The sequence below is a fragment of the Streptomyces spiralis genome, assembly GCF_014654675.1.
GTDB classification, from domain to species: domain Bacteria; phylum Actinomycetota; class Actinomycetes; order Streptomycetales; family Streptomycetaceae; genus Streptomyces; species Streptomyces spiralis.
Window position 1 is genome coordinate 143,223 of the sequence record NZ_BNBC01000003.1, and the last position, 12,837, is coordinate 156,059.

A 12,837-nucleotide genomic window follows, 5' to 3' on the forward strand; every position below is an offset into this window, starting at 1 on the left:
CTCCTAAGCAATGGCCGACGGGTTCGCCGGCCGGGTGGGGACAGGGGACGGGGTCGTCGTCCGTCGCAGGCGGACGACGTGTGGTTCGTGGGGTGCCGACGTGTTCAGAGCCAGCAGGCGTGCGCCGTCCAACGGGTCCCCGAGCGGGGGCCGCAGGTGGAGGGGGCGCGGGGAGGCGGCGAGTGCCGAGCGCAGCGGATCGAGGAGCGGTTCGCCGAGGCCGGTGAGCCCGCCCGTGATGGTGACGGGGAGAGCGTCGCCGCCGATGCGGCGGGCGGCGGCGACCACCGCCTCGCCGAGCGCGGTGGCGGCGTCCTGGATGATCGCGGCCGCGGCGGCGTCACCCGCGGCGGCCGCGCGGGCCACGTCCGGGGCGAAGGAGGCCGCGGTACGGGCCGGATTGCCGTCCCGGCCGACGGCCGAGGGCAGCCGGTCGGGATCGCCGAAGCGCTCCACGGCGGCGGCCAGCAGCGCCGTGTCCGGTCCGCGTCCGTCGTGGGCGCGGAGTGCGGCCCGCAGTCCGGCGGCGCCGATCCAGGCACCGCTGCCCTCGTCACCGAGCCAGGGGCCCCAGCCGTCGACGCGGGCGTAGGACCCGTGGTCGCCGATGCCGACGGCGACCGAGCCGGTGCCGATCGCGAGCACGACACCGGTGCGGCCGCCGAGGGCGCCCGCGTGGGCGGTGACGGCGTCGCTGGTGACGGCCACCTCGTCCGCGGGCAGGTCGTGCAGGAGCAGGCCGGCCAGTTCGCGGGCCGCCTCCGGTGCGGAGGCCGCCCCCGCCGCGCCCACGCAGAGCGCCGCGAGCCGGAGCTGTGGCTGCCCTTCCAGGAGCGGCAGGACGGCGGCGCGCACGGCGTCCCGGGCCATCGCCACTCCGTTGTCGGCGGCGAGCCCGGGGGCTCCGGGTACGTCGTGGATGTCGCGGGCGGGGCCGGTGCCGTCGTGCCACAGCACGGCACGGCAGCCGGTCTTGCCCAGGTCCACCGCCACTGCTGCTGTCATGCGCCACGCCTTCGTGTCTTCGGGGATCCGCCGCGTCCGACGCGGTCACCGGACGGCCGGCTGACGCCCGAGGCCGGTGACCGGCGCGGATGCGGTCCAGCGAGTATCGGAAGGCCAACATCGGGATGTCAATAAGTAACTTCATGCAATTCGGTACGTAACTTTTTGACGTGGCGTCCGGCGCATGGTTAACGTGTCGCCCAGCCACTGTGAAGGGAACCGCCGATGGCCCGCCAGGAACCACCCCGTGCACCAGCCCAGTCGGCGCAGGACACCTCCCCCGCCGCGACCCTGGCGCGCATCCACGCGGCACTGCCGTCCCTGCCCCCTTCGGAACGCCGGGTGGCCGAGGCCGTCCTGACCGATCCGGCACAGGCGTCGGAACTGTCCATCAGCGCGCTCGCCGAGCGTGCCGCCACCTCCGTGGCCACCGTGATGCGCTTCTGCCGGACCATAGGGATCGGCAACTACCCACAGCTGCGCCTCACCCTGGCCGCGGCCGCGGCCCGCGAGAGCGCCCTCGGCGGGGAACGCCCCGCGCCGAGCACCGACATAAGCGCCACGGACACGCTCAGCGAGATCGTCAGCAAGATCATCTACAACGAGGTACGCGCTCTGGAGGACTCCGGGGAGGAGCTGGACGTCGAGGTGCTGCGGGGCGCGGTCGACGCCGTGGCGGCGGCCCGGCGGATCGACATCTTCGGCGTCGGCGCCAGCGCGTTCGTCGGCCAGGACCTGCACCAGAAGCTGCACCGCATCGGCCGCATGGCGTTCGTCTGGACCGACCGGCACGCCGCCCTCACCGCCACCGCTCTCCTCGGGCCGGGCGACGTCGCCCTGGCCATCTCCCACTCCGGGGAGACCGAGGACACCGTCGAACCGCTCCAGGCCGCCGCCGAACGCGGCGCCACCACCATCGCCCTCACCAACGTGCCGCGCTCCAGCCTCGCGGAGAGTGCGGACCTCGTGCTGACGACGTGCGCCCGGGAGACCCCCTTCCGCTCCGGCGCGACCGTCAGCCGCATCGCCCAGCTCGCCGTCATCGACTGCCTGTTCGTCGGCGTCGCCCAACGCTCCTTCGACGCCACGACCGCGGCGCTGGAGAAGACGTACAGGGCCGTGTACCGCCGCAGGCGCCCGCAGTCGCAGCGCCGCGCCCCGGCCGGCGACTGACCCGCCGGCCGGCGACACCCCTGAGCACCACCCCGAAAGGACGACCGCTTCCGTGGACCTCAGCACACTCGGCACCGAAACCCGCAACGAACGGACCGCCGAACTCGACCGCATGCCGGTCTCCGAACTGCTCTCGGTCATGAACGCCGAGGACCAGACCGTCGCCCTGGCGGTGCGCGACGCCCTCCCGGAGATCGGTGCCGCCGTCGAGGCCATCACCGAGTCGCTGCGGCGCGGCGGACGGCTGATCTACCTCGGTGCCGGCACCAGCGGCCGCATAGGCCTGCTGGACGCCGTCGAGTGCCCGCCGACCTTCGGCACCTCCCCCGACCAGGTGGTGGGCCTGCTCTCCGGCGGCCCGAGCGCCTTCGTCACGGCGGTCGAGGGGGCGGAGGACGAGCCCGAGCGGGCGGTCGCGGACCTGGACGAGATCGGCGTCGACGAGCGGGACACGGTCGTCGGGCTCGCCGCCAGCGGCCGTACGCCGTACGTCGTCGGCGGCCTGAGGCACGCCGCCGCCAGGGGCGCCGCGACCGTGTCGGTCGCCTGCAACCGCGACGCGCTGATCAGCCGTTACGCCGACATCCCGATCGAGGTCCCCACCGGCCCCGAGGTCCTCACCGGATCGACGCGCCTCAAGGGCGGCACCGCCGAGAAGATGGTCTGCAACATGCTCTCCACCGCCTCGATGGTGCGTGTCGGCAAGGTCTACGGCAACCTCATGGTCGACGTCCGGGCCAGCAACGACAAGCTCGTCGACCGGGCCCGCCGCATGGTCGTGCAGGCCACGGGCGCCGACCCGGAGACCGCCGCCGAGGCCCTGCGCGCGGCCGGCGGCCACGCCAAGACCGCCGTCGTCATGCTCCTCGCCCAGTGCACGGCCGCCGAAGCCGCCCGGCGCCTGGAGGCGGCCCACGGCGACACACGGACGGCCATCGGCCACCCCTGAGCGGGCCGGTCCAAGAGGTGTTCGCGGCCGGGATCCGGTGCGGAAGGCGCCGAGACGGGGCACGGATGACGAAGACGTACGTCCGCTCCGAACACGGAAGGAATCGGCATGCCCCTGAGCCGCGAAGAGCGCGAGAATTTCCTTGCCGAACCGCACATCGCCGCGTTGGCGGTCGATGCCGGCGCGGGCAGGGGCCCGCTGACGGTGCCGATCTGGTACCAGTGCGAGCGGGACGGCACCGTATGGATCATGACGGGGCTGGACTCCCGGAAGAACCAGCTGATCCAGGGCGCGGGCCGGTTCTCCCTGATGGTCGACCGGCTCGAACCCACGATCCGGTACGTCTCCGTCGAGGGGCCCGTCATCGACACGACACCCGCGACCATCGAGCGGCTGCGGGAGATCTCGTCCCGCTATCTCCCGGCCGAGAAGGTCGACGCCTACGTGGACTTCGCGTGGAAGAACCATGGCGAGCAGGTCGTCATCCACATGCGGCCCGAACACTGGGTGTCGTCCGACCTGGGCTCGGTATGACGGACGCCCCCTCTTCATGACGTGTGGATCACCGTGCCGCATCCGCTCCTTGCCGGAGGGCCTCGGCGATGATCTGCACGAGGTGGCGGCTGTCCAGTCCGGCGAGATCGCTCACCTGGGTGCGGCAGGAGAAGCCGTCGGCGAGGATCTGCCGGTCCGGCCCGGCGGACGCCCGGGCCAGGATGCCGTCCCGCGCGATCTTCTCGGAGAGCTCGTAGTGGCCCTTCTCCATGCCGAAGTTCCCGGCGAGGCCGCAGCATCCCGCGGAGATCTCGACGTCGCAGCCCATCGCCTCCAGGAGCGCCTGATCCGGTCCGTACCCCATGACTGAGTAGTGGTGGCAGTGCGGCTGGACGAGGAGTTTCCGTGCCGTCCGGGGCGGTGTCCAGTCGATGGAGGTGAGGAACTCGGCGATCGTCCTGACCGACCGGGACAGCTCCGCGGCACGGGGGTCGTCGGGCAGGAGCTCGAGCAGGTCCGAGCGGAGCGTGGCGGTGCAGCTCGGCTCGAGGCCGACGACCGTCCTTCCGTCCCTGACATGGGGAAGCAGGAGGTCGACCGTCTTTCGGAGTGTGGCTTTGGCGGCGGTGAGCTGGCCGGTGGAGACCAGGGTCAGTCCGCAGCAGGCCCCAGGACGGGCGATCTCGACGTCGCACCCGGCGGCGAAGAGGACTTCGAGGGCGTCCCGTGGGATGTCCGGAGCCATGGCGTCCGAGAAGGAGTCGACCCAGAGCAGCACCTTGGGCGCGCCCGGGTCGGCGCCGCCGGTCCTCGCCGGCTTCCGCCGGCGGAACGGCGTCCTGGGCAGCGGCGGCAGCGACCGGCGGGTGTCCGCGCCCATCATCGCCATCATGGCTTTGCGCAGCACCGGGACACGGCCGGCGAGGTTGACGAGCGGCGCCAGTGGCGCGGCGAGCCTGAGCCACTGCGGAAGCCGGCCGAGCGTGTAGTGGCTGAGCGGACGCAAGCGACCCTTGTAGGTCTGGTGGAGCGCCTCCGACTTGAACATGGCCATGTCGATGCCGGTGGGGCAGTCGCTCGCGCAGGCCTTGCAGCTCAGGCACAGGTCAAGAGCCTCGTGCACCTCGGGAGAGCTCCAGCCCTCCTTGACGACTCCGCCGTTGAGCATCTCCTGAAGCGTCCGCGCACGGCCTCGGGTGGAGTCCTTCTCGTTCCGTGTGGCGGTGTACGAGGGACACATGAAGCCGCCCTGCCCGCGAAGATCGGCCCGGCACTTCCCCACCCCGACGCATCGGTGGACGGACTCGGTGATGTTCCCGCCGTCGTGCGCGAAGGCGAAGCCGTCGCCGGCACGGAGCTCAAGCGCCTGCGGACGGCGCAGGTCCGCGTCCAGCGGCGCCGGCCGGACGACGACTCCGGGGTTCATCAGGTCCTCGGGATCCAGGAGCGCCTTGAACGCCTCCATCGCTCGCAGGGCTTCCGGGCTGTACATGGCGGGCAGCAGCTCGGAGCGGGCCCGCCCGTCCCCGTGCTCACCGGACAGGGAACCGCCGTGCTCGGCGGCCAGGGCCGCCGCGCGCTGCAGGAACCTGCGCATGAGCGCGCCCCCGCTCTCGAGCGGGAAGTCGATGCGGACGTGCACGCACCCGTCGCCGAAGTGGCCGTAGGCCAGTCCGGACACCCCTTCCTCGGCCATGAGGGCCTCGAGCCCGCGCAGGTAGTCTCCGAGTCTCTCCGGGGGTACGGCGGAGTCCTCCCAGCCCGGCCAGGCCTGCTTGTCGTCGGCGGTGCGTCCGGCGAGGCCGGCGCCGTCGGCGCGGATCTGCCAGAGCCTGGTCGCCTCGGGGCCTGTGGGCAGGACCACGGCGTCGGTCGAGCTGGATGCGGCGACGAGCTTGTGCGCTGCCTCGACCGCCTCCTGTGAGGTCGCGCCGCCGACCTCGGCCATCAACCATCCCCCGCCCGCGGGCAGCGCCGGGACACCGGCGCCGCCGTGCGCCCGGCGGACGACGTCGACGAGCTGTGCGTCCAGGCCCTCCAGCGCGAGTGGCTCGCAGGGGAGCAGGTGTGGCACGTCGTCCGCGGCGGCGGCCATGTCGCTGTAGCCGAGGACGGCCAGAGCCGGCGCCGACGCTCGGGGGACGAGCCTGACGGTGGCTTCCAGGAGGATTCCGCAGCTGCCTTCGGTGCCGGTGAGGGCGGCTGCGAGGTTCCGTCCGTTCTCCGGGAGCAGGTGCTCGAGGGAGTAGCCGGAGATCTGGCGTCCGAAGCGTCCGAACTCGGTGCGCAGCACGGCCAGGTTCTCCGAGACGAAGGCGTCCAGCCCGGGAACCGCTGTGAGTGCGCCGGCTCCCGAGCCGGCGGTGATGACCTCGCCGCGGCCGGTCAGCCAGGTCATGGAGATCACGTTGTCGGCCGTGCGCCCGTAGGAGAGGCCGTGCGGGCCGCAGGCGTTGTTGCCGATCATTCCGCCGATGGTGCAGCGGGTGGCGGTGGACGGATCGGGGCCGAACCGCAGTCCGAAGGGCAGGGCCGCGTCCTGGAGCGCGCTCAGGACGACCCCGGGCTCCACCACGGCCGTGGAGGACTCGGGGTCGATGGAGACGACGCGGTTCATGAAGCGGGAGAAGTCGATGACGAGGCCGGGACCCACGGCGTTGCCGGCGCAGGAGGTGCCTCCACCCCGGACGGTGACCGGAACGCCGTGCGCGCGGGCGATCCGGACGGCGGTGACCACGTCCTCCTTCGCGCTGGGCGTGAGCACCGCCAGCGGGACGACCCGGTAGTTCGAGGCGTCGGTCGAATAGAGCGCTGTGGTCAGGGACGAGTCGTCGACGAGGCCGCCGAGGCGCGCGCGGAGGTCGTCGAGGAACGCCTCGGCGCCGGCCTGGGGACTGTCTGTTGCGTCTGTCGCGGTTGCGGCCATTTCTCCTGCTGTTCTCTCCTGCTGTTCCTGCGCCTCGATGTGCTGGTGCCGGTGGGGACCCTTTCGCGGCGGAGTCGTGGCCGCGCGAGCTTGCGGCCGGGACCCGGGGCGAATCGGCTTCTTCGGATCGGCCGTTGCCGGTCGTCGCCGTCAGGGGAGAACGAGCCTCCTGGGCGTGTCGCCGGCGGCGTCCCGAAGCAGTCCAGGGTCCAGTCCCTGGCCGGCGAGGGTGTCGATGAGCTGGTTCAGGGCCATGGGGGGCTGCGGGCTGTCGGGCTGTCCCGCGTCGGAGGCAAGGACCAGTCGTGGCCCCGCTGCCCGCGCGACGGCGGCCAGCCTGGAGGCCGTCATCCCCGGCTGGTGGAGGAGTTGGTAAGCGGTGATCTCGACATGGGCGCCTCTGTCGGCGAGTTCGGCGATCTCCGGCACTGCCATGTCGGGGACGGTGTAGGAGGGGTGCGTGAGCAGGAATCTGCCGATGCCCCGGTCGAGGGCCTGTTCCAGCAGCCACCTGCACTCCGCGCCGCTGAGATGCCCGGTGCACAGCACGGCGTCGTGCTCGGCGATCAGGTCCAGGACGAGGCCGATGTTCTTCACGGCTTCGTCGTCCGCGGGCAGGACCGGGGGGACGGCCAGCACGGAGCGGTCCAGTCGCTCGTCCAGGTCTCCCAGCCGCGGCAGGTGCGCGCTCTCCTGTGTGTGGGCGTCCGCTGTGGGAAACCACACGACCCGGCCGCCCGTGGACAGGGCCGAGAGGACGGCCGCCGGGTTGATGCCGCCCACCGCACGGTTGAGGGCCACTCCCCCGACGACCTCCAGCCCCGAGGAGCGGCTGAGGGCGCTGGCCCGGCCCACGGTGGATTCGTGGTGGGCCTTCAGGACGAAGCCGCTGTAGCCCGCCGCGGCGTAGCTCTCGCCGATCTGGTCGTCGTAGCCGATGCGTGCCAGCACGTCGGGGGCGGCATGGACGTGGACGTCAAACACGCGTGTGCTCCCGTTCCAGGATGTGGCCGGCCCCGAACGCACCGGCCAGAACGTCGGTCCGGGATTCCGTGAGCAGGGGGACGTCGCCGCGCAGCCGCCGCAGGGCCGTCAGGTCGAGCTCGGCCACGGCGGCCCCTGGCTGGTCTCCGAGGCGAGTGAGGACGCTGCCGTGGGGGCCCAGAACGCGTGAGCCACCCCAGAACCGGTTTCCCTCGTCCGTGCCGCAGCGGTTGACGAAGACGACGTAGCACTGCAGCAGCACGGCGGCGTGTTCCAGGATCACCTCCCAGGTGCGGCGGATTCTCGCGGGGTCGGCGCCCTCCATGCTGGCCACGGGAACGACCAGGACCTCGGCTCCGCTGTGGGCGGCCAGCCAGGGGATGACGGGGTGCCACATGTCGTTGCAGATGGCGGTGGCGATGGTGGCGGTGCCGATGTCGGCGGTCGGCAGTTCGGTGCCGGGCTGGAACGTCAGGTGCTCGTTCCACGGCGCGTAGGAGACGGGGTGGAGCTTGCGCTGCAGGTGCCGGGTCCCTGTCGCGGGATCGGACAGGAGGTAGCTGTTCCAGGGCAGGCCCGAGGCGCTCCTCTCGGCGAAGCCCACCGCGACTCCTTGCGAGGTGAGTTCGGCCAGCCGGGGGTCGTCGCTCGTGAACAGGTCCGTGTCGCTGTGGGCGGTGAATCCGTAGCCGTTGACGGACAGTTCCGGGGTGAGGGCGAGGTCGACCGGGCCGAGGCTGCCGTGCAGGTCGGCGATGTGGGCGAGGTTGTCCTCCACCGCACCGAAGACGGGCGCCGTCTGCAGCAGCCCCACACGAAGTGTCCGGGACTCGCGGCCGCTCGTCACTTCAGGTTGTTGTCGCTGAGCCACTGGCCTGCGACCTCCTCGGGGGTCTTGCCGTCGACGTCGATCCGTGCGTTGAGCTTCTGCAGCTGGGAGGTGGTGAGCAGCTTGTTCACCGGAGCCATCACCGTCGATATCTGCGGGTTCTTGTGCAGGACGGTACCTCGCACGTTGAGGGAGAGGTTGTAGGGCGGGAAATACCTCTTGTCGTCCTTCAGGAGGGTCAGCCCGAGGGCGGAGATCCTGCCGTCGGTGGCGAAGACCTCGCCGAAGTCACAGGGGTTGCTCTTGGCGACGGCGTTGTAGATCGGCCCCTCCGCGAGCTCTGCCACTTTGCCCTTGGGGAGTCGGAAACCGTAGGTCTTCTGCAGCCCGGGCCACCCGTCGTCGCGGCCGAAGAACTCCGAGGCGCCGCAGAAGCCGGCGCTCCCCGGCTGTGCCGTGGCGAGCCGGGCGTAGTCGGAGAGGGTGGAGACGTGGAGCTTCTTCGCGGTTTCCGTCTTCGCCGCGACGGCATAGGTGTTGTTCGCCGCCGCGGGCGGCAGCCACACCACATCGTTCCTGGTCTTGTCCATGGCACTGAGCTTGCGGTACAGGGCCTGTGGGTCGGTGACGGTCTCCTTCTGCTGCAGGGCCAGCCAGCCGGAGCCGGTGTACTCCCAGTACATGTCCACCGCGCCGCTGGTCAGCGCGGCGCGGACGGCGTTGGTTCCGCTCATGCCGCACGTGCGCTTGACCTTCGCGCCCTGTGACTCGAGCCGCTGGGCGGTGATCTCGCACAACAGCAGTTGCTCGGTGAAGTTCTTGGAAGCGACATTCAGGGTGACCCCCTTGAGGGGGCCGTCCTCGGCGGGGCCGCCGCCTTGGCCCGGGGGGCTGCTGGTGAGAGCGCAGCCGCTGCTCAGCGTGGCGCAGAGCAGGGCTACGGCCGCGGACATGACCTTGCGCATGCGAAACACCTCCTACGGTGAGGGACGGGGGTTGGTCCGGGAGCGGGCGCGGTCTCAGATGCCGCGCGGGCGCAGAACGCGCTCGGCGAGGCCGGCCAGCCAGTCGACGGCCAGGGCCAGGGCCATCGTGAGAGCGCTGCCGACGATGAGCACCGGCATCCGGTCGAGGGCGATGCCGGAGGAGATGACGGAGCCGAGGCCTCCGGCGTTGGTGAAGGCGGCGAGGGTGGCCACGCCGACGTTCAGGATCAGCGCCACGCGGATGCCTGCGAGCATCACCGGTACCGCCAGGGGCAGTTCGATGGTGCGGAGCACCTCGGTGGCGCTCATCCCGATGCCGCGTCCCGCGTCGATCAGTGCGGGGTCGACCTGACGGATCCCGACCATGGTGTTGCGCAGCACGGGAAGGAGGGCGTACAGCACCAGGGCGACCACCGCCATCCAGAAGCCGACGCCGAAGATCATGGCCAGCACGACCAGGACGCCGATGGACGGCACCGCCTGGCTGGCGTTGGCCGCCGCGAGCACGATCGCGCCGGCCCTCTTGGTACGGGGCCTGGTCAGGAGCACTCCCAGGGGGACGCCGATGGCGATGGTCAGGAGCGTCGATGCGACGACGAGCTGCACATGCTCCCAGAGCGCGGTCAGGACGACGTCGGGTGCCAGGCTGCGGGCCTCGATGGAGTCCATGTGGAGAGAGTGGACGTAGGCCCAGACGGCGCCCAGCAGGACGAGCACGACCAGCGGCAGCACCCATGCCGTGGAGCGGCGCGTGCCGGGTGCGGGAACTTCCTCGACCGCCGCGGTGCTCATGAGAGCACCTTCGTCGGCTGTGCGGCGGCGATGAGCAGGGTCTGGAGGTCGAGGTAGCGGCTGCCGCCCCCGGCCACGCCGACCCTGATGCCTTCCGCCCTGGACGCCAGCACGAGTTCGAGAGCCCTGTGGACGGTCTCGGTGGCGTCGACCGGAATGACGTTCGCCGTGCCGGGCATGTCCGCCGAGGACGACTCGACGACGTCCGAGACCTTGAGGAGGGACAGCCTGCGCACCGGGGCGCCGGATCCGACGAAGTCGCGGACGAAGTCGTCGGCGGGATTGCTCAGGATCTCCAGCGGCGTGTCGAACTGCGCCAGGCGGGAGCCGGGGCCGAAGACGGCGATGCGGTCGCCCAGCCGCAGCGCTTCGTCGATGTCATGAGTGACCATCACGATCGTCTTGCGTATGCGGGTCTGGAGTTGCAGGAACTCCGTCTGGAGCTTCTCCCGCACGATGGGGTCGACGGCGCCGAACGGTTCGTCCATCAGCATCACCGGGGGGTCCGCGGCGAGGGCCCGGGCCACGCCGACCCGCTGCTGCTGGCCGCCGGAGAGCTGCTTGGGGTACCGGCCGGCGTAGACGGCCGGATCGAGCCCGACCAACTCCAGCAGTTCCTCCGCCCGCTGGTGGCGTTCGGACTTCTTCGTCCCGAGCATCTTGGGCACGAGAGCGACGTTGTCCGCGATGGTGAGGTGGGGCAGCAGGCCGATCTGCTGGATGACGTAGCCGATGCCGCGTCGCAGGCTGTCCACGTCGGCGTGGGTGACGTCCTTGCCGTCGATGAAGATCCGTCCCCGGGTCGGCTCGACCAGGCGGTTGATCATCCGCAGGGTGGTGGTCTTGCCGCATCCGGACGGGCCGACCAGGACGACGAACTCTCCTCGCCCGATCTCCATCGACAGCTCCGAGACGGCTGCCTTCGCCTGGCCTGGGTACTGTTTGGAGACGCCGTCCAGGAAGATCATGGCGTCCGGGCTCGGGGCGGGCCTATCTGACATTCAGTCCTCGCAGAGCAGTGATCTTGGCAATCCCGATGAACAACAGGTCGAGGATCAGAGCGACGAGCACCACTCCGATCACTCCCGAGAGGGCTTCCTCCAGGGCGTTCGCTCCCCCGATGCGCTCGAGCCCCCGGAAGATCTCCTGGCCGAGGCCGGGACCGTGCACGACGGCTCCGATGGCTGCCGTGGCGACCAGCATGATCGTGGCCGTCCGGATCCCGTTGAGGATGACGGGCCAGGCCAGGGGCAGGACGACGGTGCGCATCCTGCGTCCCGCGCCCATGCCTAGGCCGCGCGCGGCCTCGATGACGGCGGGGTCGACTCCCTCGATGCCGGTGACCGTGTTGCGCAGGATCGGGAAGATGCCATAGACGGCGAGAGCCACGATCGTCGGTGCCACGCCGAGCCCCAGGAGAGGAATCATGAGCGCGAACAGGGCGAAGGAGGGGATGGTCAGCAGGGTTCCCGTCAGGGACAGCAGCGCGTGACGCAGGCGCGGGGCGGACTGGGTGAGGAGGGCGAGCCCGATCCCGATGACGGCGGAGATCCCGACGCTGACCAGCACGAGTTCGATGTGCTGCTCCGTCAGGAACAACAGCAGGTCGGCGTTGTCGGTCATGTAGGCGACGAGTTTCATCGGCCGGCCGGCCCTCCTCGGCCACGGCTCGCAGCCGCGCCGGGAAGCGGCCGGCGCGGGCCGGTGGCGCCGGACTCGGTGAGGGGTTGGACTGGATGTTCCATGGTTGTCGTCCTGGGCTCTGATCGATGGGTGTCGGTGGTCGTCCTCGAAGGGATGGGGTGCCGGGGGTGCCGGCGGTCGTTCAGGGGTCGCTCGGGTCGGCGCCGGTGCGCACGTCGGAGCAGAGGGAGGCCTGCAGGGCCTGCACCGTCGCCAGCAGGTGCCCGGCGAATGCCTTGATGTGCGGCTCGATCCGGAACGCCGGACCGGAGATGTTCACCGCGGCGTCGATCCGGCCGGAGAAGCCCCGCACCGGCACCCCGATACCCAGCAGTTCCGGGTCGAAGATCCGATTCGCCACCGTGTATCCCCGCTTGCGGGCCTCCTGCACCCGGGCGAGGAACTGGCGGGCTTCGCGGGGTGAGACCCCGTCCTCCTCACGCTGGACCATGGCGAGGATGTGCTCGTCGTCGTGGTCCAGCAGCAGGGCCATGCCGCTGGAACTCCTGTTCACCGGCACCGTCCGGCCCACCCAGTTCACGGCCTCGATCGAGCGCCGGGAGCTCTCCGAGTGGACGGTGAGCACCTCGCCGTCGCTGAGCACGGTCAGGTAGCTGCGCTCCCGTACGGTCTCGGACAGCCTGAGCAGCAAAGGGGCCGCGAGTTTGGTCAGCCGCTGGTCTCCCGCGCGCACCGCGAGCGCGAAGAGCCGCCAGCTCAGCTCGTACCGGCCCGATGGGCGCCTGGCGATCAGCCCCGCCTCGAGCAGGCTCCTCAGCTGCCTGGACACCACGGACTTCTCGCGCCCCAGCGCCCTGGCCACGTCCGCCACGCTCAGTCCGTCCGGGAACGCGACAGGATCGGCCGAGGAGAGTGCGTCCAGTATCGCCATCACCCGCGAAGCGCCGCTCTGCGCCGCGGGAACACGCTTCTGCTCCAGAACCATCCCGGCACCTTAGAAACAGGTTGTGAAACACGCAACGCCCGGTTGCATGTTCTGCATCACACGGCGGTA

General features: G+C 71.0%; 11 protein-coding genes and 1 pseudogene. 3 read left to right on the forward strand and 9 right to left on the reverse strand.

The window, feature by feature from the left end:
* Nucleotides 1–3: 3 nt before the first annotated feature.
* Nucleotides 4–1,005, reverse strand: a complete 1,002-nt coding sequence (locus tag IE318_RS04935) for an N-acetylglucosamine kinase (RefSeq protein ID WP_189896771.1) — start codon at nucleotides 1,003–1,005, stop codon at nucleotides 4–6.
* 225 nt (nucleotides 1,006–1,230) lie between these two features.
* On the opposite strand from IE318_RS04935, the gene IE318_RS04940 reads away from it, so the two are divergent.
* The 3 genes from IE318_RS04940 (at nucleotide 1,231) to IE318_RS04950 (ending at nucleotide 3,661) form a co-directional block, all read left to right on the forward strand.
* Nucleotides 1,231–2,178 carry a MurR/RpiR family transcriptional regulator gene (locus IE318_RS04940; protein WP_030174745.1) on the forward strand — a complete coding sequence of 316 codons (948 nt, stop codon included), beginning with the start codon at nucleotides 1,231–1,233 and terminating at the stop codon, nucleotides 2,176–2,178.
* Between the two features lie 52 nt (nucleotides 2,179–2,230).
* Entirely contained in the window at nucleotides 2,231–3,127 is an 897-nt protein-coding gene (gene murQ, locus IE318_RS04945; RefSeq protein WP_189896774.1) for an N-acetylmuramic acid 6-phosphate etherase, read from the forward strand.
* 108 nt (nucleotides 3,128–3,235) lie between these two features.
* The gene (locus IE318_RS04950) at nucleotides 3,236–3,661 is read left to right on the forward strand and encodes a pyridoxamine 5'-phosphate oxidase family protein (protein WP_189896776.1); all 426 of its coding nucleotides are present in this window, start codon (nucleotides 3,236–3,238) and stop codon (nucleotides 3,659–3,661) included.
* A 28-nt stretch (nucleotides 3,662–3,689) separates the two neighbouring features.
* Here the strand turns inward: IE318_RS04950 and IE318_RS04955 are convergent, their stop codons facing one another.
* The 8 genes and pseudogenes from IE318_RS04955 to IE318_RS04990 all read right to left on the reverse strand — a co-directional run bounded on the left by IE318_RS04955 (nucleotide 3,690) and on the right by IE318_RS04990 (nucleotide 12,768).
* Nucleotides 3,690–6,548 (reverse strand): FAD-binding and (Fe-S)-binding domain-containing protein, encoded by a 2,859-nt coding sequence (locus tag IE318_RS04955; protein ID WP_189896778.1) that lies wholly within the window; start codon nucleotides 6,546–6,548, stop codon nucleotides 3,690–3,692.
* A gap of 150 nt (nucleotides 6,549–6,698) precedes the next feature.
* Complete coding sequence (locus IE318_RS04960; protein WP_189896780.1) at nucleotides 6,699–7,532, reverse strand: DUF6282 family protein; 834 nt, start codon at nucleotides 7,530–7,532, stop codon at nucleotides 6,699–6,701.
* Nucleotides 7,525–8,346, reverse strand: a complete 822-nt coding sequence (locus IE318_RS04965) for a carbon-nitrogen hydrolase family protein (RefSeq protein ID WP_189896782.1) — start codon at nucleotides 8,344–8,346, stop codon at nucleotides 7,525–7,527. The genes IE318_RS04960 and IE318_RS04965 overlap by 8 nt, the downstream gene beginning before the upstream one ends.
* A 29-nt stretch (nucleotides 8,347–8,375) precedes the next feature.
* Nucleotides 8,376–9,326 (reverse strand): glycine betaine ABC transporter substrate-binding protein, encoded by a 951-nt coding sequence (locus IE318_RS04970; RefSeq protein ID WP_189896784.1) that lies wholly within the window; start codon nucleotides 9,324–9,326, stop codon nucleotides 8,376–8,378.
* A 54-nt stretch (nucleotides 9,327–9,380) separates the two neighbouring features.
* Entirely contained in the window at nucleotides 9,381–10,139 is a 759-nt protein-coding gene (locus IE318_RS04975) for an ABC transporter permease (RefSeq protein WP_189896786.1), read from the reverse strand.
* 119 nt (nucleotides 10,140–10,258) lie between these two features.
* Nucleotides 10,259–11,140 (reverse strand): annotated as a pseudogene (locus IE318_RS04980) (ABC transporter ATP-binding protein); the annotation flags it as partial.
* Nucleotides 11,130–11,780 (reverse strand): ABC transporter permease, encoded by a 651-nt coding sequence (locus tag IE318_RS04985; protein WP_030174773.1) that lies wholly within the window; start codon nucleotides 11,778–11,780, stop codon nucleotides 11,130–11,132. The pseudogene IE318_RS04980 and the gene IE318_RS04985, both read right to left, overlap by 11 nt.
* 184 nt (nucleotides 11,781–11,964) lie before the next feature.
* A complete protein-coding gene (locus IE318_RS04990; RefSeq protein ID WP_189896790.1) occupies nucleotides 11,965–12,768 on the reverse strand; it encodes an IclR family transcriptional regulator in 804 nt (267 codons plus the stop codon).
* Nucleotides 12,769–12,837: the final 69 nt, after the last annotated feature.

Excerpts from the sequence above, each read along its gene's own strand:
- IE318_RS04935 (WP_189896771.1), bottom strand. The coding sequence starts at position 1,005 with ATGACAGCAGCAGTGGCGGTGGACCTGGGCAAGACCGGCTGCCGTGCC.
- IE318_RS04940 (WP_030174745.1), top strand. The coding sequence starts at position 1,231 with ATGGCCCGCCAGGAACCACCCCGTGCACCAGCCCAGTCGGCGCAGGAC.
- IE318_RS04950 (WP_189896776.1), top strand. The coding sequence starts at position 3,236 with ATGCCCCTGAGCCGCGAAGAGCGCGAGAATTTCCTTGCCGAACCGCAC.
- IE318_RS04955 (WP_189896778.1), bottom strand. The coding sequence starts at position 6,548 with ATGGCCGCAACCGCGACAGACGCAACAGACAGTCCCCAGGCCGGCGCC.
- IE318_RS04970 (WP_189896784.1), bottom strand. The coding sequence starts at position 9,326 with ATGCGCAAGGTCATGTCCGCGGCCGTAGCCCTGCTCTGCGCCACGCTG.
- IE318_RS04975 (WP_189896786.1), bottom strand. The coding sequence starts at position 10,139 with ATGAGCACCGCGGCGGTCGAGGAAGTTCCCGCACCCGGCACGCGCCGC.
- IE318_RS04985 (WP_030174773.1), bottom strand. The coding sequence starts at position 11,780 with ATGAAACTCGTCGCCTACATGACCGACAACGCCGACCTGCTGTTGTTC.
- IE318_RS04990 (WP_189896790.1), bottom strand. The coding sequence starts at position 12,768 with ATGGTTCTGGAGCAGAAGCGTGTTCCCGCGGCGCAGAGCGGCGCTTCG.